At 67.9% G+C, this 20,355-nt stretch carries 16 protein-coding genes and 1 pseudogene; 5 read left to right on the top strand and 12 right to left on the bottom strand.

What is annotated here, in order from left to right:
• Nucleotides 1-279 precede the first annotated feature (279 nt).
• The 4 genes from AC099J_RS19720 to AC099J_RS19705 all read right to left on the bottom strand — a co-directional run bounded on the left by AC099J_RS19720 (nucleotide 280) and on the right by AC099J_RS19705 (nucleotide 2,392).
• Nucleotides 280-582 carry an IncC plasmid conjugative DNA transfer DtrJ family protein gene (locus AC099J_RS19720; RefSeq protein ID WP_479616972.1) on the bottom strand — a complete coding sequence of 101 codons (303 nt, stop codon included), beginning with the start codon at nucleotides 580-582 and terminating at the stop codon, nucleotides 280-282.
• Complete coding sequence (locus tag AC099J_RS19715; protein WP_479617107.1) at nucleotides 467-1,285, bottom strand: hypothetical protein; 819 nt, start codon at nucleotides 1,283-1,285, stop codon at nucleotides 467-469. The genes AC099J_RS19720 and AC099J_RS19715 overlap by 116 nt, the downstream gene beginning before the upstream one ends.
• A 3-nt stretch (nucleotides 1,286-1,288) precedes the next feature.
• Nucleotides 1,289-1,834 (bottom strand): ATP-binding protein, encoded by a 546-nt coding sequence (locus AC099J_RS19710; protein WP_479616971.1) that lies wholly within the window; start codon nucleotides 1,832-1,834, stop codon nucleotides 1,289-1,291.
• 69 nt (nucleotides 1,835-1,903) lie between these two features.
• Entirely contained in the window at nucleotides 1,904-2,392 is a 489-nt protein-coding gene (locus tag AC099J_RS19705) for a hypothetical protein (RefSeq protein ID WP_479616970.1), read from the bottom strand.
• 569 nt (nucleotides 2,393-2,961) lie between these two features.
• Between AC099J_RS19705 and AC099J_RS19700 the strand changes: the two genes are divergently transcribed.
• The 5 genes from AC099J_RS19700 (at nucleotide 2,962) to AC099J_RS19680 (ending at nucleotide 11,790) form a co-directional block, all read left to right on the top strand.
• On the top strand, nucleotides 2,962-3,159 hold the full coding sequence (locus tag AC099J_RS19700; protein ID WP_479616969.1) for a hypothetical protein: 198 nt from the start codon (nucleotides 2,962-2,964) through the stop codon (nucleotides 3,157-3,159).
• The gene (locus AC099J_RS19695; RefSeq protein WP_479616968.1) at nucleotides 3,156-3,449 is read left to right on the top strand and encodes a hypothetical protein; all 294 of its coding nucleotides are present in this window, start codon (nucleotides 3,156-3,158) and stop codon (nucleotides 3,447-3,449) included. The genes AC099J_RS19700 and AC099J_RS19695 overlap by 4 nt, the downstream gene beginning before the upstream one ends.
• Nucleotides 3,450-4,135: 686 nt before the next feature.
• On the top strand, nucleotides 4,136-4,384 hold the full coding sequence (locus tag AC099J_RS19690) for a helix-turn-helix transcriptional regulator (protein WP_479616967.1): 249 nt from the start codon (nucleotides 4,136-4,138) through the stop codon (nucleotides 4,382-4,384).
• A 1,009-nt stretch (nucleotides 4,385-5,393) separates the two neighbouring features.
• Nucleotides 5,394-10,433: an alkaline phosphatase family protein gene (locus AC099J_RS19685; RefSeq protein ID WP_479616966.1), complete on the top strand. Its 5,040-nt coding sequence runs from the start codon at nucleotides 5,394-5,396 to the stop codon at nucleotides 10,431-10,433.
• Between the two features lie 877 nt (nucleotides 10,434-11,310).
• A complete protein-coding gene (locus AC099J_RS19680) occupies nucleotides 11,311-11,790 on the top strand; it encodes an MgtC/SapB family protein (RefSeq protein ID WP_479616965.1) in 480 nt (159 codons plus the stop codon).
• An 11-nt stretch (nucleotides 11,791-11,801) separates the two neighbouring features.
• On the opposite strand, the gene AC099J_RS19675 is transcribed toward AC099J_RS19680, so the two are convergent.
• From AC099J_RS19675 to AC099J_RS19640, 8 genes and pseudogenes are all read right to left on the bottom strand, one after another.
• Entirely contained in the window at nucleotides 11,802-12,149 is a 348-nt protein-coding gene (locus AC099J_RS19675) for a hypothetical protein (protein ID WP_479616964.1), read from the bottom strand.
• 81 nt (nucleotides 12,150-12,230) lie between these two features.
• The gene (locus tag AC099J_RS19670; RefSeq protein WP_479616963.1) at nucleotides 12,231-13,142 is read right to left on the bottom strand and encodes a TauD/TfdA dioxygenase family protein; all 912 of its coding nucleotides are present in this window, start codon (nucleotides 13,140-13,142) and stop codon (nucleotides 12,231-12,233) included.
• Between the two features lie 226 nt (nucleotides 13,143-13,368).
• Nucleotides 13,369-13,866 (bottom strand): hypothetical protein, encoded by a 498-nt coding sequence (locus AC099J_RS19665; protein WP_479616962.1) that lies wholly within the window; start codon nucleotides 13,864-13,866, stop codon nucleotides 13,369-13,371.
• 68 nt (nucleotides 13,867-13,934) lie between these two features.
• Nucleotides 13,935-14,417: pseudogene (locus AC099J_RS19660) on the bottom strand (IS66 family transposase); the annotation flags it as partial.
• Between the two features lie 16 nt (nucleotides 14,418-14,433).
• Nucleotides 14,434-16,626 carry an ATP-binding protein gene (locus tag AC099J_RS19655; protein ID WP_479616961.1) on the bottom strand — a complete coding sequence of 731 codons (2,193 nt, stop codon included), beginning with the start codon at nucleotides 16,624-16,626 and terminating at the stop codon, nucleotides 14,434-14,436.
• 80 nt (nucleotides 16,627-16,706) lie between these two features.
• A complete protein-coding gene (locus AC099J_RS19650) occupies nucleotides 16,707-18,959 on the bottom strand; it encodes a response regulator (protein ID WP_479616960.1) in 2,253 nt (750 codons plus the stop codon).
• Nucleotides 18,960-19,244: 285 nt separating this feature from the next.
• A complete protein-coding gene (locus tag AC099J_RS19645; RefSeq protein WP_479617098.1) occupies nucleotides 19,245-19,526 on the bottom strand; it encodes an ATP-binding protein in 282 nt (93 codons plus the stop codon).
• Nucleotides 19,527-19,808: 282 nt separating this feature from the next.
• Nucleotides 19,809-20,237: a hypothetical protein gene (locus AC099J_RS19640; RefSeq protein WP_479616959.1), complete on the bottom strand. Its 429-nt coding sequence runs from the start codon at nucleotides 20,235-20,237 to the stop codon at nucleotides 19,809-19,811.
• Nucleotides 20,238-20,355: the final 118 nt, after the last annotated feature.

Here is a 20,355-nt window from a genome sequence, read left to right as displayed (position 1 = left end):
GCGTTGCATGTGGACGCCAGGCCAGCGTACGGGATCGGCCGGGCTGATGCAAGTTGCCGCCCCCGCTGGCAGATTTGCTGGTCGCCCGCAGAACTTTCGCCACGTCCTCGATCACCCAAGGGTGAAGCGGCGCATGCGGGCGTACTGCGTGTGCTCTTGGAGTCGCTGAAGTGAACAGCTGTGGGGGGTCAACATTCCCTGCGCGCAGGCGCACTCAGTCTGCAGTGGTCAGGGGCATGCGAACGCCCGCACGAAAGCAGGAGACCGTGGAGGGCGCCCCTACGCGCGCCGATGAAAGCTTGAGATCGGCAAGCCGAGCAGTAGAGACCCTGCGATGGGTACCAAGGCGAAGGTCAGCGGATGCAGGGCCCGGGGCACCACCAGCGCCACGACCGCTCCGCACGCGACCACGATGAGCAGGCAACACCACACGGCGAACCATTCGGGATCGTGCTGCAGGAACTCCTTAGCCTTGATCAAACGGCGGAGCGCGCCATCGCCCGCGGCTGCGAGCGCGATCGGCAGAAGCCCGGGCAGCCAGGCCAACAGACCAGCGAGCCGGTAGCTGGCGAGCAGCAGCATCGCATCGACCGAGCGGACACCACCCGGCCGTCCAGTCGCCCCTGCGTCTGCACGTCCAGCGCCTCGACGTCGGCGGGGGCGTCGTCCAGCATGCGGATGTGGCGTTGCGCCCAATGGCAGGCGTCCAGCCCGGGGGTCCGGACCACCAGCCAGTGGTGCGCGCGGGCCAGGATCCAGTGCGCCGCGTTGTCCGCATGCGGGTTCTCCAGCGCGACCAGGCGCACCCGGTCGTGGCGAGGTCCGCGCAGCAGGGCGCCGTGGCCATCGCGTCCAGGTAGGGCCGCGCGAACCCAGGGCCCAGGACCGGGTAGCCGCCGATGCGCTCGAACAGCGCGCTCGGCAGTTCGTCCAGGTCGTTCAGCAGTCCCAGCAGGCTCCAGCAGCGCATGGTCTGGTAGTAGGTGTCGACGTACTGGCGCTCCGGCAGGCTGGCCTGCGCCTTGTGCAGCTGGTGGCGCCAGCACTGGTGCAGCTGCGCTTCAATCCGCGGCAGCTGCTGGTCGGCATCGATCAGCATGTCGCGGTCTGGCAGCCGGGCCACGAATTGGCGCGGATCCAGGTGCACGACATTGACGCGGTCGGTCTCGAAGTAGGACGGCACGTGCACGCACAAGCCTTGCAGGAACCCCAGCATGCCGCGCATGGCGCGGCCGTCGTAGCGTCCGGTCAGGTGCACGGCGCCGATCGGCGTGGTCTCGAACACCAGTCAGTCTTCGGCGTATCGACGCACCAAGCGTTCGCCGTTGAACGTGACGTCGACTGGAAAGCCCTGGCACAGCCGTTCGATGCGCACGTCCAGGTCGGCGAGACCCACGCCGTGCAGCTCCACGCGCGTGCCGTGGACAACGGTGTCCGTCTGAACGACCTCGCAGGGCGCGCGGCGCAGGGCCGCGGCGGTGTCGATGTCGACACGGCTGTGGCCCGAGTGCACGATGCAGCGCGTGGCTGCGTACAGGCACTGGGTGAAGCCGACGCCGAACGGATGTTCTTCGACCAGGGTCTGGCGGTGCCAGCCCGAGCGGTGCCAGCCCGAGCGATGCAAGGTCAGCAAGGCCTGGAAGTCCCGCAGGCCGCAACCATCGTCCTGGACCACCAGGCGCAGGGCTTCGCTGTCGTAGGTGACGTCGATGTGCCGGGCACCGGCGCGGCGCGCGTTCTGCAGCAGCTCGGTCACGGGCGTGAAGCGGTGGCTGAAGGCGTAGCGCTGGTTGCGCAGCGCGCCGTCTTCGTCGATGTGGACCTGGATCTGCATGGTCATCTCCTGAAGTGCGGACGCTCCGGTCGGAGCGGCGCCGCGGGGTGGATGGGTCAGGCGAACGCGTCAGGCGAAGAAGTCGCCCTGCCGCGCGATGCGCCGCGTCTCCTCGTTGAGCCACTGCGGGTGGGCGGCCAGGCGCGCGGCCACCCAGTCCGGGTGGTCCAGCACGGCCTCGCGTACCCAGCCCGGGTAGCGCGGCAGCGTCTCGCGCAGCCAGGGCTTCACGGCGGCGCGGATGCGGGCGCGGACCTCCTCGGGGTCCACCAGGCCGCAGTAGGGCAGGGACGACAGCGGGCTGCAGCCCACCACGCGCAGGCAGGACACGAACGAGAACGGCTGGCCGTCCTTGGCGCGCTCGGTGAAAACCCAGCGCAGCGTGGCCAGCTTCTCCTCCAGCGGCGTGTCCGGCTCGGCCAGGTGCTGGATCTCCCGGAGCAAGCGCCAATGCAGCAGCACCAGCTCTTCCTCGCTCCACTCAAGGGGTGGCGCGGTCTCGGTGTCGGCGACCGACGGCTCGGTTGCGCACTCCAGTTCGCTCCAGAGCGACGGCACGGCGTCCGGGACGGTTGGACCGAGCGGGGGCTCCGAACGCGATCCTGCAGGACAGACGCGAACGTCAAGGGCCTGCGCGCAGGCGGCGGTTTGTAGCATGGTGGTCTCCAGGGTTGACGAGGAGGCGACCAGCACCCGCGGGGCGTGGAGCCCCCAGGGGTTGGCAAACATCAGATCCGGGACGGATCGGGACACGAGGCTGGCTTGCGCGCGGCGCGGTGCGTCGTGCGTCGGTCTGCCAGCGACCGGCGGGAAAGCTTTCGACGCCAGGCCAGCGGTGCAGGGCCTGGACCGGCCTCGAAAGCCGCATCCGCGTCCGGTCGATCCTCCTGACGCCGCACCGCAGGGACTCCAGCGGGGGCGTCGTTGACTCCAGGGCTAGCCAGGGAAGCAGGGCCAAGCTACTGCATGGGAGGCACAGCAGGCGGTGGCCCGTGGCGCGTCAACCCGATCGCCACCTCGCCGCGGGGCTGGCGTCGATATCCCCCCAAATCAGTGCCTGATCCGCGCGGCGATGCACCCGCAGGATGCCGATCATGGAGGCCGCAGGATCCGCACCGGAGGAGGCCATGGCCCAGATCGAAGTCGTCCAGCATGACCAGGGGGGCGTCAACGCCCGCATCCTTGCGCGCGAGCACAAGGCGGACTTCCGGCGCGTCGAAGCCGCCAGCCTGAAGATGCCGTCGCGCTTCGCCAGTCCCGACGGCAAGCGCGCGTTTGTGCGTTACTTCAACACCTTCCAGCTCGGCAGCCACTTCGCTCGGTGATCGCGCGCACGCGGCTGGACCCGACCGAAGTGGCCAAGGCCGAGACCACGCTGCGCGCGCAGCTGGACCAGCTGGCCGCGCAGATCGACGAGGCCAGCGATGCGGCCGAGGCGAAGTTCCAGGCGCATGGCATCACGGCGACGGCGACCTACGACACCGTGCCCATGGTCCTGGAGGTCGGCGTGCTGTCGTCCAGCGGGCGCCGCTATCTGGAGATTCTCGGCAAGCTGGACCAGCTGATGCCGCTGCTGCAGACGCTGGAGATTCACGAGGTCGGCACCGCCGAGTAGATCGACCACGAGCGCGCGGTCCTGAAGCGCAAGGTGCGCGACGTGGCGAACAGCGCGCGCAGCCAGGCGAGTCGCTTGCGGATGAAGATGAATGCACTGGACCGGTCCGCAGAGGCTGCCGGCCGGCGCGGGGGTGCGGATGAGGGCGCGCCAGAGGCGCCAGCGGCGGTCTGCGCACGTGAGGACGCCCAAGCGTCCACCGCTGCGAAGGACGCGGCACGGCGCCACCGCTGACGGACGCGATGCAGCAGGGCGCCGTCGCATCCGTCTGACGCCAACGCGTCGCATCGCCATGCACGAAGTCCCAGGATTCCGGGCCGCATCGGCGGGTCCCTGGCGCGCGGTGGATCCGCCAGCGCGCGGTGCGCGCTAGAGTGGTGGGGCGCGTACGCCGCCCGCCGCGGCGCACGCGACGCCCAACGGACGCGTCGCAGTCGTCACCTGCCTTTTGCAACGCCGTGCGACGGCCACCGCCGCCGCCGCATGGACCTTCCTGGACGCGCTGTCTGCAGGCGCTGATGCCGTGCGCCCTGCGCCTTGCGGCTTGCCACCCTGGCCCCTCGGAACGCCGGCCAGGCGCAGAGGATCCAGCGTTCCTTGGCGGCACGTCGTTTTGTGACCTCGACGGCCGCGACAGAGCGGGTCATCCCTGTTCCAGTCGGCGACAGCCGGCACAAGGATCGATCATGCAACACGTATTTCCTTCGACCCCCAGCGCGCCACGTGCAGCCGATGCACCTGCGCTCGAACGTGCGGGCCTGCCGGAGACCGGGTTCGTGCGGCAGAAGCTGCTCCTGCGCGTCATCCCGTTCTCCAGGTCCACGCTGTGGCGACGGGTGCGGTCAGGCGAGTTTCCGAAGCCGGTGCGGTTGTCCGAGGGCATCACCGCCTGGCGTGCCGAGGACCTGCGGCAATGGATGCAGCAGTGGCGGTGACCCCGGACGACCGGCGAGTGGAGCACGTCGACGTCGGGGCGACGGCACGGATGTGCTGCTGCCCAGCCGTGCTCCGCTCGATGGCGTGGTGCTGGGCATGGAAGCCCGCGACAGCGCATCAAGGGCCGAGACATGGCGTGGGAGGCTGAACTCGGTATGGCGCGTGGCCCGTGCGCGCAGGCTATTTTCGTGCACGCGAACGCCGAGCGCTCACGGCCGTCCAGCGGCGGAACCTCGGGCTCCATGCGCGCGTTGCGCGAGGGACTTGCGCTCCCGCGCCGTGCGCAGGTCGCGGCGCCCCGTGGTCGCCGCGTGGCGCCGGCGGTCCTCAGGTGCCAAGAGCGGCAACACCGGCGCGGGCAAGGGCTCGCGGTCATCGTCCACCGCCGCCGTCGTGAAGACGCCATGGTGGAGGTGCCGAACAGACTTGGCGGGCCGGCTGCCAGGACCCAGGGCTGGGACGGTGCGAGGAGCCTGCGCAAGAGGTGGGCGGAAGCTTGGCGCCCTTGAGCCGGCCTGCCAGCGCGCCACCCCCACGCGCATCCACGATGCAGGCCGAGCCGCAACCGCCAGCTGGCGCCCCAGGTGGCCCGGCGAATCGTCGGGATGCATCGGTGCGAAGGCCATGCGGTCGGGCATGCGCGCATGGCGCGCGTGGGACACCTGTCCCATGACCGGACATCCGCCATGCCACCCGCCGGCACACCTGGGACATCCGCTTCATGCGCTGGCGGCTGGGACCCTGGATCCTGTCCGGACGCCACCAGACCGCTGCGATCGATACGGCGGCCCCGGCTCAACGACCCGCTGTCCCCCGATACGTTCCGCACACAGGGAGGCCATCGACCTCTCCCGGCGGCCGATTTCATCCAAGTTGATGAACCGATCGGAGCAGACAAGTCCAGTTGCGACCATTGTTGGCCTGCGATGAACGGGCGACAGGCTGTTCGAAGCCCTCGGCGTTTGAGCGTTGCCAGGTATAGCGGGATCACCGCGTCAAGGAGATGAGATGAACGACGTTGCCATCAGCCGCATTGCCAGCCGCTGGCGTCCCGGGGACCACCTCCACGCCGAAGGTGGTGGACTGGCGCTGGGCGCTGTCGAGCCAGGGTGGCTCAGCGCCCAGTGGGCGATCGAACCGATCGCCGGCGAGCACTACCTGCGCTTGCGCAACCAGGCGAGACCGGACACCTACCTGCATGCGGAGTCGGGCCTCCCGGAGGTCGGCCCCATTGCCCCCGGCTGGTTGAGCGCCCAGTGGCGTCTCGAGCCGGTGGCCGATGCCGCCTTCGTCAGGCTGTACAACCGCCATCGGCTGGTGCGATTCGCGCACGTGGAGTCGGGCGCGCTCGATGCGGGAAGCGCAGGCCCGGGTTGGCTGAGTGCCCAGTGGCTGGTGGAACAGGTGGCCGGCACCCGCTTCGTGCGCCTGCGCAACCGCTTCCGGGCCGAGCAGTGTCTGCACATCGAAAGCGGACCGATCGCCGCCGGACCGGTCGGGCCAGGGTGGCTGAGCGCGCAATGGACGCTCGAGCCGGTGCCGGGCACCTCGTTCGTTCGCCTCCGCAACCGCTGGAAGCCATCGCTGTTCTTCCACCTCGAAAGCGGCAACGTCGAAGCCGGACCCATCGGCCTGGGCTGGTTGAGCGCGCAGTGGCGTCTGGAGAACGTCGCGGGAACGCGCTTCGTGCGTCTGCGGAACCGGTGGGAGATCGAACCCTGCCTGCACCTGGAGCAGGGCGTGCTGGCGATCGGGCCGGTCGAAGCGGGCTGGCTCAGCGCCCAGTGGCTGATGGGCAGCTTGCGGCGCAAGGTGTTTCCGCTCGCCTTGCTGCAGCGCAAGCTCGATGCGTTCGTCAACCAGCGTGAGCGGCCCCTGTTCAAGATCCAGCTGCACGGCGCGGGGCACGGGCACACCTTCCTGACGGTGCACATGGAGGATCCCCTGACCGGGCAACTCAAAGCCGGGCACCCCCAGGACCTGGGACAACTCGAGCTGCCCACGTTGGGCAACGACTTTGCGATCAACGACCTCAACACCGAGAAGGTCACGGTGAACATCGTCCACGATCCAGGAGACGAGTCGCCCGAGGTCGAAGCCAGCATCCGGTTCGAGACCAGCGGTCGCGAGATCCGGATCAACAACGCACAGGACGTGGACCTGACGGGCGCCTCGATCCGCGTGCGGGTGCGTTTCGGGTTCGACCCTGCCACCGGCATGTTGCGCCTGGAAAGTTTTGCCGATCGGGTCAACGAGGCCATCGGTCGCGCGTATGCCGGTGCGCGCCAGGTGACACTGCGTGGCAAGGTCTTCGACGTCCCCTCGGACGGCGTCGGCAAGCTGCTGCTGCTGCGCGACATGAAGCAGGAGTACGTGAGCGCCGACGTGGCGGTCGACGTGGCCGCCGCGCCCGACGGCGAGATCGCGCACCGGATTGAGAGCGCGCTCAACGACAAGATCTGGGACGGCCTCATGGCAGCGCTGCCCGACGGCACCGAGCGCGGCTGGACGCCCTGGACGGGCGTCTCCGAAGGCAGCTCGACGGCCGGCGCGCGCATCAGTGCCATCGCGCAGGGCGAGCGGGTCACGCTCGTCATCGCCGACGGCAACGGCGGCATCTACGCCGCCGAGGGGCAGCCCGACGCGTGGTGGACCGGCTGGCATTCCGTGTCCGAAGGCAGCACGGCGCCGGGCGGCCAGGTCCACGCCGTGGCCGGCAGCGATGGCCGGATCGTCGTCGCCGTGGCCGACCGGGCGGGCGGCGTCTACGTCGCCGGCGGCAGTGCGGCCAGCGGCTGGAGCGGGTGGCAGAGTGCCTCCGAGGGCAGCACGCTGCCCGGCGCGCCGGTGACGGTGGTGGCGCGATCGGAAGGACGCAGCACGTTGTTCCTGGCCAACCAGGCCGGTGGTGTCTACGCCGCGACCGGCCGGATCGGCGAGGTGTGGGGGCCGTGGGACACCGTCTCCGAGGGCAGCACGACGCCCGGCGGTCACATCACCGCCGTGGCCTTGGACCCAGAGCGCATTGCGCTGTTCCTGGCCGACCCGGTCGGCGGGATTTACACCGCCACCGGCAGCCGCGAAGCCGGCTGGACCGGCTGGCGCCCCGTGGACCACTGCACGACGACGCCCGGCGCACCCATGGCGGCGGTGGTGCGCAGCGGCGGGCGCATCGCGCTGTTCTACGCCGATCCTGGCGGCGCCGTCCAGACCGTGTCGGCCGACGCGCAGGGCACCTGGGGCCTGCGCGCGACCGTCGCCGACGGCAACACGGCGCCGGGCGGGGCGATCAGCGCCGTGGCGCTCGGCACCGACCAGATCGCACTGTCCATCGCGGACCGCGCTGGCGGGGTCTATGTCAACCAGGGCAGTGCCGAGACCGGCTGGGGCGCGTGGGTGCCGGTCTCCGAAGGCCGCACCATGCCGGGTGGGCATGTCGGCGCGGCCGTGGTCCGCAAGACCAGCGTGCGCGCATCCGCGCCATTCGTCACGTATGACGATCGCGCCTCGCTGTTCGTCGTCGACCCGAACGGTGGCGTCTACACCAGTCGCGATGGCGCCGTGCTCACGCCGGGCATCGATCGCCGGCTCACGCGTCTCCTCCTGGGCGGCGACTACCGGCTGGTGGACGTCAAAGGCAACGCGGACGCACTGACGATCGACTATCTGGTCGGTGAGCAGCTCGCGCCGTTTCCCGAGTCCCCCCAACCGCCGCTCGACCCCGGCCGGCTGGCGCCCATCCACCACATCGTGGTCTTGATGATGGAGAACCGTTCGTTCGACCACATGCTCGGTTACCTCGCGACCGAGAGCGGACGCAGCGACATCGACGGCCTGCAGACCATCGTCGTCAACGAACACGACGGGGCCGCCCATCGGCCCTTCCCGCTGACGACGACGCGGTTTCCGGTCAGCCCGCGTCACGACTTCGAGGGCGTGGCGCAGCAGATCCACGAACGCCACGCCCCCGTGGGTGGTGACAAGACCGTCTGCGCGATGGACGGCTTCGTGGCGAGCTTCGCCGACCGGGCGCTCAAGGCGGCCCGCAACGTCGCCATCGCGCCCGGCGACGTGATGGGCTACTACGGCGCCGCGCAGGTCCCGGTCTACGACGCGCTGGCGCGCGAATTCGTGGTCTGCAACCAGTGGTACTGCGCGCACCCGGGCGGCACCTTCCCCAACCGCTTCTACGCCACCACGGGGCGCCTCAACCGGGACGACCGTGGACAGCCGCAACGCAACAACCTGGACAGCATCGCGCCGGTGTTCGGCAAGACGATCTTCGATCACCTGAGCGCGCAGGGCGTCGAGTGGCGCTACTACGAGCACGGCTACTGCTTCTTGCGCCTGTTCGAGCGCCACATGTTCGACGACACCCACGTGGTGCAGGTCGACGACGAGGTCCATGGCTTCTTCACCGCCGCACGCACCGGCACGCTGCCGTCGGTGTCGTTCATCGATCCCGACTTCATCGAAGTGCCACCCGGCGCCGACGACCACGCGCCCTCCGACATCGCGGCCGGCCAGCACCTGATCGGGACGGTCGTCAACGCGCTGATGAGCGGGCCACGCTGGAAGGAGACGCTGCTGCTGATCACCTACGACGAGCACGGCGGCTTCTATGACCACGTCCCGCCGCCGCTGGGCGTTGCGGTGTCCGGCATCGGCCGCTACGGCGTGCGCGTGCCCACCCTCGTGGTCTCGCCCTGGGTCGAGCGCGGTGCCGCCGCCGACACGGTCTTCGATCACACGTCGATCATCAAGACGATCAGCCGTCGGTTTCTGCCTGCGGCACCACCCGACATGGGTGAACGCGTGGCCGCGGCCAACGACCTGTCGGTCTTGATGCGTGACGCGGTGCGCACCGATCAGCCGGTGGTTCCCGTGCCGCCCCAGCCGGCGTTCGTCGAGCCGTCCCCGTGGACCCGGTGGGACACCGTGTCGCAAGGCAACGCGACGCCGGGCGCGCGCATCCACGCGTTGCTCACTGGGGCGGGGACTCTGGCGCTGGTGCTCGCTGACCGCGCTGGCGACATCTATGCCGCGGAGGGCCAGCCCGAGACGGGCTGGAGCGGTTGGCATCGCGTGTCCGAGGGATCGACTTCGGCCGGCGCGGAGGTCTGCGCGGTGGCGCAGCGTGACGGCAGCATCGCGATGGCGCTCGCCGACCGCGAAGGCGGCATCTATGTCGCCAGCGGCACGCCGGCCCAAGGCTGGACCGCGTGGCTCAACGTCTCCGAAGGCAGCACGTTGCCCGGCGCTCCGGTCAGCGCCGTGGCCCGCGCACAGGGACGCCTGGCGCTGTTCCTCGCCGACCGCGTCGGCGGTGTCTATGCGGTCGGCGGCGCGGCGGGTGGCGTGTGGGGTTCATGGCATCCCGTTTCGGAAGGCTCGACGCTCCCCGGAGGCCACGTCAACGCCGTCGAGGTGGGGGACCAGATCGCGCTGTTCGTGGCCGACCAGGCCGGCGGCGTCTACACCGCGTCGGGCTCGCCCGAGCACGGATGGAGCGCCTGGCGCAGCGTCTCGGAAGGCCGCACCACCGCTGGCGCGCCCCTCGCCGCGGTCGTGCGCAGCGGTGGCCGCATCACGCTGTTTCTCAGCGATCCGGGCGGTGGCATCTACACCGCATCCAGCAACGCCCAGGGCGCCTGGGGACCGTGGTCCGACGTCTCGCAAGGCAGCACCGTGCCCGGCGCGGCGATCAACGCGGTGGCGATCGGCGAGGACCGCATTGCCCTGTACACCGCTGACCGTGCGGGCGACATCTACACGGCGCAGGGCAGTCCTGAAGGCGGCTGGGACGCGTGGACCCGGGTCTCCGAAGGCCGTACGGCGCCGGGCGGGCATGCCGGCGCGGCGTTGCTGCGGCCGTTCACGCGTGCGTCGGCATTTCCGTTCGCTGCCCGTCCCGAGCGCGTGGCGCTGTTCATGGCCGACGAGCAAGGGGCGGTCCGTTCGGCCAGCAGCTTCGTTGCGACGGAGATGGAGGACGGTCGCGACTTCCATGCGGCATTGCGTGCAATGCGCTACCGATTCTTTCTTTGAGCAGTGCCTCGTGCATGCGTCAAGCGACGCGCCAGCGCGTGCGCGGTCACGGGCATCAGCGTGCTCTTGGACGCGCGCCGCCTGTGGGACCAAGCGCGCCGGATGGTCGACCTCGCGGTGCTGGTCGCCGGTTTTTTCGGCCCGGCAGCGACATCGCCTCGGTCTGCAAGTTCGTGGCGCCGAGCATGGCGCCGGAAACTGGAGCCTATGGAGCGGGGTGCGAGCAGTAGCGCTCGAGCGTCGCGGCCAATCATGGAAGAAGGCGCTAGCATGGTCGCCTTGCGATCTGGGCATGCAATGCAATACCCGCGCGCTGAAATGGGCGTCCACGGCGGTGCCGCGCGCGGGGGTGCATTTCCACGGTGCGATCTGCGCGTAGGCCATGCCCACCGCGCGGGCCGTGTGCGCGCCCCGGGAGCCATGCGACAGAATCAGCTATCGAAACTGGAACAGTCCGGAGACGCGATATGTCTTGGTCGGCGTCCGGATCGTGCTCGAAGGCCGTGAACGGCGGCGCCACGTCGGAAAAACAACTCCCCTAGCTGTCAACCAAGTTTTAATCTATCGCCGTGACCACGTAGCTCGGAGGCGGATCGACGGGCTTGGACGTGGGTGTTAAGCCGGCCGGATCGCTGGCTGGGTCGCGGCTGCACGGCAAGCGCTGCGTGACGCGACGCCCGTCGATGGACAAGGTCATCGACTGGGTGCTCTGGCTACTCCTGGAGAGCGGGACGACTAATTCGCGGCGGTGCTCTGGGACCCGCGCGCGGGGCTCCTGGCGGCAATTGTCTAGCCTACGTCTGGCGGATGGTGCGGGTTGGCCGGCGTTGAACCAGCGACGATTGCAATGGAGAGCTGCGGCTTAAGGAGACGAATCATGTGGACGGAGCAGAGTTGGATCACGATCCAGCGGGAGTTTTCGGATCTCGGCGACGCCTCCGACATCACACGCGTGTGCCTTCGACTGCTGGTCGCATTAGCGCTTGGTGCACTGCTGGGCTATGAGCGTGAGTCTGTCGGCGCTTCCGCCGGTCTTCGCACGCACATGTTGGTGTCGCTCGGCTCCGCCCTCTTTGTCTTGATTCCGCTGCAGGCCGGTCTGTCATTAGAAGATTTGTCCCGAGTCGTGCAGGGCGTGACCGCTGGCATCGGCTTCTTGGGCGCAGGCGCAATCCTGAAGCTGCAAGATGAGAACCAGATCAAGGGGCTGACGACTGCGGCAGGCGTGTGGCTGACGGCGGCCATAGGCGTCGCAGCAGGAATGGGGCTGGAGGCCACAGCGGTCCTTAGCGCTCTCCTCGCATGGGTTGTCTTGTTTGTGATGCGGAGGAGCAAGGGCAAGCCGAAGGAAGGCTGAATAGCCCGAACTCAGTCATGAGCCCGGTGAGGACCGACGGTATCGCCGCCTGTGGCCTCAGCCGCCACGCGGGTCTCACGGACATCCGCGCGGATGCCGCTTTCTCGACCTGCTGTACGGAGCGGGTGAGTGGGCCGCACTGCCTGCCGGCGCCGCGCATGGGGTTCGATGCGGGCGCCGCACCGGAGGTCGAGGCCTTGGGTTTGTTCAGCCAGCCCTAAGGCGAGCTCGCGCAGCCCGCCGGGGCCCGTTGCCAGACTTGCCGCTGTTCGATGACTTCGTCGCTGCGCCGTGGCCTGGAAGTCGGCGCCACCGGCGCCGGAGGCGATGACGGCAAGGCGGCGGGTGATGCGGTTCATGGTGTTCAACATTTCTCAGGGTGAGCAAAGCCTGCCCGCGGCAGGCGCAGGCGGACCGGAAGGGCCGGACGTTCTGCGGGGTTAGACGGGCTGGCTGCCCTCGATCGTCGTGCGGTAGAGCTTGCGGCGTTCGGTGTCAGGCGTGCCGGCCGCCAGATGCAGCACCGAGCGGTTGTCCCAGAACACGATGTCGTGCGGCTGCCAGCGGTGACGCAGCTGGAACTCCGGCTTCGTGCTCGTCGCGAACAGCAGGTCGAGCAGCGCGCGGCTCTCGTTGTCGGGCAGTCCAATGATGCGGGTCGTGAAGTGCTCGCTGACGAACAGCGCCTTGCGGCCGGTCTCGGGGTGCGTGCGCACGATCGGGTGCCCGACCGGCTTGACCTCGTCGAGCTGGGCCTGCGTGAGCGCGGGCCGCCAGGGGCTGCGCGCGCGCAATTCCTCGTATTTGGTCAGGTAGCTGTGCTCGGCCTGCAGCGTGGCCAAACACGCCTTCAGGGGTTCGGGCAGGGCGTCGTAGGCCGCGTGCTGGTCGGCGAACAGTGTGTCGCCGCCTTCGTTCGGCAGCTCTTGCGCGTGCAGGAGCGAGCCCAGGCTGGGCCTGTCCTTGTACGACAGGTCGGAGTGCCAGTAGTGGCCGGCATCACCCAGGCCGATCGGCTCGCCGTTTTCCTTGATGTTGGAGACGACGAGCACCTCGGGGTGGCCGGCGAGCTGGAACTTCTTCTGCACATGGATCTGCAGCGGGCCGAAGCGGCGGCTGAAGGCCACGTGCTGGGCTGGCGTGATGCGCTGGTCGCGCAGTACCAGCACATGGTGGTCCAGGTGGGCGCGGTGCAGCCGGGCAAAGTCCTTGGCATTCAGGGGCCGGGCCAGATCAAGGCCCATGACCTCCGCGCCGAACGGCGCATCCAGGCGGCGGACTTCGAACGCCTGGGCAGGCGCGGTGGCGAGGGAAAGGTCGGTGGAATTTAGTGCATCAAGCAAAGCGGACATAAGAATTGCGCCGTCGTGGGGGCCACAGGTTGCGGCAAGCGCCCGACTGTAGGTGCTGTGCGCTGCGCGGCAAACGACGGTTTTGTCGAATGCTTATGCGCGTTCGGGCCTGCGCTTCGGTCGCACTGATGATGTTGGTCAGCCCGGCCAGCACTTTCACGGCGAGCGGCCTCCGGCCCCAACGTAATAGTCCGCCCAGTACCGTTCTTGACGACGGCTCCGGACGTCAGGCTGCCACGTCGACGACGTGCTGGAGTAGCGCGAAGGAGATCCGCCATGCCCGGCCGTCGCATTGAACGGTCGCAGTGCGCTGGTTGATGCGCGTGATCTGGCCGACGTGCCGCTTCAGGCTCTGGTCAGAGAAGCTGACCTTCTGACCGACGCGGAAGTCCTCTTTGCGGTGGACCTCGGGAGGCGGCTGCAGCGGTGCGTTGGCTGTTGAATCGGGCGTGTGCAAGCCGCTTGCCCCGGCCTGTTCCTGGTCCAGCAGGATCGCCGCGTAGGAGACGCTGATGCGGTGCTGGCTCTGCTCGTCCAGCAGCGTGACCTGGCTGTCCTTCATGGACACGATCCTGGCCGGACGCAGCTTGCCAGTGCCCCATTCCCAGAACTGCACCACCTGACCCAGGTGCAGCTGCTGGCGCGCCTGCACGATGCGCCGCGGATCGGCCATCAGTTGTTCAATGACCCAGCTGAGCTGGTAGAGCTCGGCGCTGGTCGCCATGGGGAGGTCTTGGATGAGCTTGACGCGCATGGGACCATTTTGCCCAGCGCCCGGCGCGTGGGTGGTCTTCAGGCGGCCTGCTGGGAGGTTGGCTCGGCGGCGTGCTCGCTTTGGCCCAACTGCATCGCCACCGCCCACGGCGGGAGTTCGTCCAGGCGGTTGCTGGGGTGGTCGGCAATGCGATCGAGCACGTGGCGCAGGTAGGCCTACGGGTCAACGACGCATAGCTTGGCCGAGCCGATCAGGGTGCAAATGACCGCAACGCTACGCCCGCCCGCATCGGAGCCCAGATGCAAGAAGTTCTTGCGTCCGATCGCGACGCCTCTCAACGCACGCTCCGCCGCGTTGTTGTGCGCCTCGATGCGGCCGTCGTCAACGAAGCGCGTGAGCGCGGTCCAATTGCTCAGCGCGTAGCCGATCGCCAACGCCATGGGCGACTTCGCCGAGACATGTGCGAGCGTCGCGCTCAACCAAGCCTTGAGCTCTTGAAGGACCGGTTGCGTGCGTTCCTGGCGAGCCCGCCATCGCTCCGGTGCCGTCTTGCCCCGGATCTGCGCCGCGCTCAGGCTAATCACCCCTGACTGCGCCTGTGGCCAGATGAAGCGGGAGGACTTGGCGGTTAGTCAGCGCCTGCATCATGTCTCTGAGTAATTCAGGGGCCACAGGCTTGGTCAAGTGCAGGTCAAACCCGGCCTCGTAGGCGCGGCGCTGGTCTTCAGGCTGTCCATAGCCACTGACCGCAATGAGCTTGGGCTGATTCGGAAGTGGAAGCGCGCGGATGGCTCGCGCAACTTCATAGCCGTCGATGTCTGGTAGGCCAATGTCTATTAGAGCGACATCCGGTTGCCACTCGCGCCCGGCCTCGACCGCCTGCCGGCCCTGCGAAACTGCCATCACCGAGTGGCCTTCTAACGCAAGCATGGCTTCCATCACGAGTCGACCATCCTCGTCGTCCTCGACGAGCAAGACGCGCCGTCCCATGCTTGCGCCACTCACGGGCTCTGTCGGCGGCGCCGACGGAGGCTCACTCATGAGCAGCCGCACGGTGACCCGGGTGCCCTGTCCCAGTCCGGGACTATGGATGCTGACCTTGCCGTGCTGCAATTCGATCAAGCGCCGCACGAGCGTGAGCCCAAGACCAATCCCTCCCTGCGGCCGGTGAAAACTTTGCTGACCCTGCATGAACAGATCAAACACGCGCGGAAGATCTTCTGCAGCAATACCCTGACCCTCGTCGCGAACCTCCAGCACGGCTTCACCGGTCGCGGGGTCCGTGTCTAGGACAACATGAATAGGGGTCCCTGCGGGCGAAAATTTCTGCGCGTTGTCCAGCAAGTTCGTGAGGACCTGCTCCAACCTGGCGCGGTCGCCCCGAACCCACACGGGCCGCTGCACCAAAAGCACGACGCCGGTCCTGCTGCTGCTTGCGTCCTGCCACGTCTGCACTACCGTTTCGCTCAGCAAACCGAGGTCCAGTGCCTCTGATTGCAGAATGACTTTGCCCATGGCCAGCCGACTGACATCCATGAGATCCTCAAGCAGCCGACTCATCTGCCGTGCCTGTCTCTCGATGACCCCGTGCACTTTAAGCGTCGCAGTATCCGGCCGGCTCAGGCGGAGTACATGGGCAGAAGCCGTGATCGCGCTAAGCGGGTTGCGCAGTTCGTGGCCCAGCATCGCCAAGAATTCGTCTTTTGCCTTGTCCGCGGCACGAAGCGCATTCGCTTCGCGTTCTCGCAACGCCTCACGTTCGGCCAAAGCCGCCTGCGCCTCGCAAAGGGCTGCGGCCAACGCTTGCACTTCACTCACGCCAGCGCTCGCTTGGACCGCCTTGAGGTCGTCAGCCACCTCCCGCTTGCCAAGCTGGCGCGCAGCGTCCGCCAGGCGGGTGACGGGGGCGGTGATTCGCCGCCCCAGCCATGTGGCAACCGCGAGTGCTGACAGTAGCGACGCTAGGGCGCCCGCAGCCATCCACCCTGCAGTGCGCCACGCCACGCCCTCCACTTCCTTGGCCGGCACGGCGACGCCAATCGTCCAGCCGGTTAACTCTGAGGTCAGGAAAGCCTGGTAAGTGCGAATTCCTTCGACGGTCGCACCACGAAACCACCCTTCGCGAGCGGTTTCCATGGCCTTCGCAAAGGCCGGCGCGACAGGCCGTCCGGCTGGGGCATGAGGTACGCGGGCGATGAATCGGCGGTTGGCATCAGCGAGAGCGAGCACCCATCCCACTGGGTGTTGCTGCGCATGTATGAACGGAGCGAACGACTCCGGCCGCAGTATGAACTGCAGCACCATAGGCTGCTGGCTCGCTGGCCACACCCGCATGCGCACCGCGATGCCCAGTTCTCCAGACGCCGGTCCGGTGGACACATTCCCCACGACGGGCCTGTCGGATGCCAGGGCGCGTTGTATGAGGGGAGCTTCGCCGGGAGACGCCTGAATCGTGACTTGCCCGTACGGGACGCGCATGTTGACCACCTGACGACCGTCTGCGCCGATCAACATAATGTTGCGCCATGCCGGCTGGATGTGCAGGACCCGCCGGGCTTCGGCGTCAAATGCCTGCAAGTCACCGCGTTCGAGTGCGGCGGAGGCGGCCAACGTCCGAAGCGCGGAAAGATGCCCCTCCATTTGCGCCTCCAGAGCAGAAACCAAAGTACGGTTGCGGGCCTGAGCAGCCGCTTGGTAGTTGTCCCGCTCGCGGTCAAACGCCGCGAAACTGAGGACTGCAACCAGCAACAAGACAGGCAGCAAGCTCAACGATGCCAGTAGAAGCAGCTTTGACCGGAGTCCTGGAAGTGATGGCACGGGAAGTTTCATTGGTTAGGACTGGCGAGCCGCTATTTGGCTGCCGACGTCGCTGCGAAGGAAGCCAACGCGGCGCCCACCGCTCCAAGGAGAGCTGCAGCTGGGGTGGGCTTGGCGAGAACAGGCACGCCGAGGGTTTGAGCTTGCGCGAGCTCGTCGCTATAGCCTGTCATCAGAACGACGGGCAGCGCGGGGCGGTTTTGCTTCACCCAGCGCGCCAGCGCCACCCCGTTGTGGGTTCCAGGCATACGGATGTCGCTCAGCACCGCGTCGAAATCGCATTCGGCGAGCATCTCGATTGCTTCATCCCCTGAGCTCGCCAGCGTCACCTTGTAGCCGGCGCTGTGCAACAGCTCGGCGGTGGGACGTGCGAGTCCCTCGTTGTCCTCGACCAGCAACACACGCGCGCCTCGCGCGGGCAAGCTGGCGGAAGCGGCCTCCGGGCTCTCGCCGGGCGCGTCGAGGAACCGGGCTTCCGCTTCGGGCACCAGGATGCGCACTGCCGTGCCTTTCCCCACCGCCGTCTGGACGGAAGCCTCACCGCCGGCCTGCTGCGCGAAGCCGTACACTTGGCTCAGGCCGAGGCCGGTGCCACGTCCGACCTCCTTGGTGGTGAAGAATGGCTCGAACACGCGGGCTGCAACTTCCGGCGCCATGCCGCTGCCGGTGTCGACAACCTCGATCAAGGCCGCGGGCTTCCCACGCAACGTTGCCTTCGTGGCCCAGAGCTTCAGCTGGCCGCCCGACGGCATCGCGTCGCGGCTGTTCACCGCGAGGTTGATGATGGCCAGCTCGAATTCGGCCAGGTCCGCGTAGATCTGCGGGACATCGTCCGCCACCGAGCAATCCACCTGAATGCTTCCACCGACACTCGCCTTGACCAGGCCCGCCAGTTCCGGCAGCCGCTCGGCGACGTTCACCACTTGCGGGAGCAGGGGCTGCCGGCGCGCAAAGGCCAGAAGCTGCCGAGTGAGGCGGGAGCCAGTGGACACCGCACGCTCGATTCCCAGCACGTGGGGGTGGTCGGCGATGGCCGGCACCGTCCTGCGCAGCAGGTGCGCGTAGTTGCCCACGACCATCAGCAAATTGTTGAAATCGTGCGCGACGCCGCCGGTGAGCTGCCCAAGGGCCTCGAGTCGCTGGTTCTGCACCACGGCGCGCTGCGCGCTGTCGGCTTCTGCGAGCGCCTCTTTGACGCGTGCTTCCATCGCCACCTTGGCTTGGTCAAGTTTATCGCTGGCTTCTGCCAGCTCCTCTGAGATTGCGTCCAGCTCGGCCACGCCGCTGCGCGGCGGCCTCACAGTCTCGCCACGCCCCAAGGCGCGAGCTGCGTCAGAGAGCTCAGCCACTGGCGCGACCAGCTTGCGGCCCAGCCACAGAGCGCCCAGCAGCGCTGCACCTAAGGCGACAAGCGCGAAGAGACTGAACGCGAGCGCTGCGTTTTTCGCTGCCGCGAAATCAGTCAACGGGACGCCGAGCAACACGGTCCATCCGTAGACCGAGTCCCGATTGAACGACGCCAGCACCTGACGGCCGTCCACTGACGGGGCTTCGAATACGCCATCTTCCGAGGCGGCCAGCCGGGTCCGTGTGCGCTCCGTCAACGGCTTGCCGACAAACTTGTTTCCGTCCACGTTCCGCGCGGCGATGACCCCCGTGCGGTCGACAATGGACGCGACCCAGCCGCGAGGCAAGGGCTGCTTCTCGAAGAGCGATTGGAGGAGCGAGGCGTAGCTCGCATACGAAAGGTAGTAGATGGTCTGGCCGGCTCGCTTCACAGGAACCTGCACGGCGAAGCTGAAGTTCTTGCCGATGGGCGCGAAGTAAATGTCGGTGGCGACGGCGGCGTCTGGATCGCCGGTGGTCGCCCGATGCACCTCGCTCACCGGGAGCGCCGCGCCAAAGGGTCGCCTGGTGTTGACCACCTGCTGCCCGCTCGGACTCAGCAGGACGATCACACGGTCCGGGGTCGAGGCGACCTGCGAGGCGTATTGGTGAAACGCGGCCAAATCGCCGTTCGTGAGTGCCGGAGATTCCGAAAGCGTCCTGGCGATGGTCTCGCGCCGCGATAGCTCCTGCTCCACCACCTGGGACAGGGCGCGCGTGGTCTCGCGCAGCCCCAGCTCGAACTGATGCTGCTTTTGCTCGCCGATGTAGTAGATGGCCCCCACCGCCGCGACAAGTGTGGGGAGCATGAACGCCAACATCAGCAGCAGAAGTCGCTTTTGTAGGCTTCTACCGCTTTTTGATTTCATCGCGACATTGTCACTGCCGGTGAAGCTCATCCATGGCGGAGAGGATCCAAGTCCCATACACCCGACACCCCTCGCGGGGGAACACCGGTAGAACGGCGAACCGCCGTGCGCCGTCTGCGAGCCTTTTGATGAGCGACAGGATCGTCAACTGATGCCCGCGCCTGAGCGGAGTGCGTACAGGTCCGCAAGTGGACGTTGGCTGCCTGTGCCTTGGTCAGTACGCCAGCGCGAATGGCGTGACGTTGAGCTTCGTGACCGCAGATTTGCATCGCATCAGCCGAACTGACACAAGCGTCATGCTGGGTATTACTCCGCTCAAGGCAGGATTCTTGCATCCTGTGGTGCGGCCACGGCTCGTGGAATCCGCACAGTAAAGGTTGTTCCTTCGGCAGTCGGCCTCACGTCACCACCGTGCGCAAGAGCAGTTTCGCGAGCGATACACAGCCCAAGCCCGAGGCCTGTCCGTGGGCGACCTGCCTGCTCGCCATCGACAGGGAGCTGCACCATCGCGCTAAAGATGTTCTTCAACGAATCTGCCGGAATTGCTGGGCCGGAATTGGTAACTGAGATGACGACTTCCGCCTGCTCGCCCTTCAGATCCAGTACGACGCTCGTTCCTCTCGGCCGATACTGAGCAGCATTTGCGCTACGTCGCGCAGTGCAAGGCGCACTACTGGGGCCACTCCCAGGACACGCCGTTGCTGCACTGGTTGCTCGATCAGGAGGTGGCGCGCTGCCTGGCCGCCTGACGGGGCCACGCCCGGGCGGTGTGCGCCCGGCATGGCCCCATGGGCGTCAGGCGCCGCCGACGGCGCGCACGGTCGACGGTGCGGTCGCCGTGTCGCCGGTAGCGGCGCTGGCTGGCACAGCAGAAGCCGGCTACGCCGCGTAGGCTGCGCGGGCGGCGCGCTGGGCTGGATCGGCTGCCAGCCGCCGGACCTTGGCCTTGGCAGGCTCTGGCGCCGCGACCGGCAGGCTGGCGAGCGCGATGTCGCTCGTTCGACCAAGCAGCCGGCGCAACGCGCCCAGTCCCCGGACCGCGGTGGCGTTTCCCAGCCAGCGCAGGCAGGCCACCAGGCGCGCGCCGCGTGCGGTACGTTCCTCGTGCAGACGCAAGGAATCGCGGCAGCACAGGTACAGCGCCAGGTGTGCGCGCTTCATCTCCGGGTCCAGATCGAGCGGGGCCAATACCTCCGCCGCGACCGCCGGTTGGTGGCTGGCGCGCCGGCAAAACGAGACCCAGGCCTGCTCCTCCTCCGAGTGCACGGTGGGGCGCCGGGGCAGGGTGCGCAAGGTCGCGAGGCTCATCTTGGTTCTCCTGGGATCCGGCGGATTTCTGGCGCATCGGACCGGTGTGCGAGACGCAGGCCGTACCCCGGGACGAGGGGGGATGTCGGCGCGACGCCGGGCAATGACCGACACAGGA

The sequence above is a fragment of the Rhodoferax sp. RT4P68 genome, assembly GCF_056521305.1.
The sequence above is the reverse complement of the archived record's forward strand: the minus strand, read 5'-3'. Positions and strand labels throughout refer to the sequence as shown.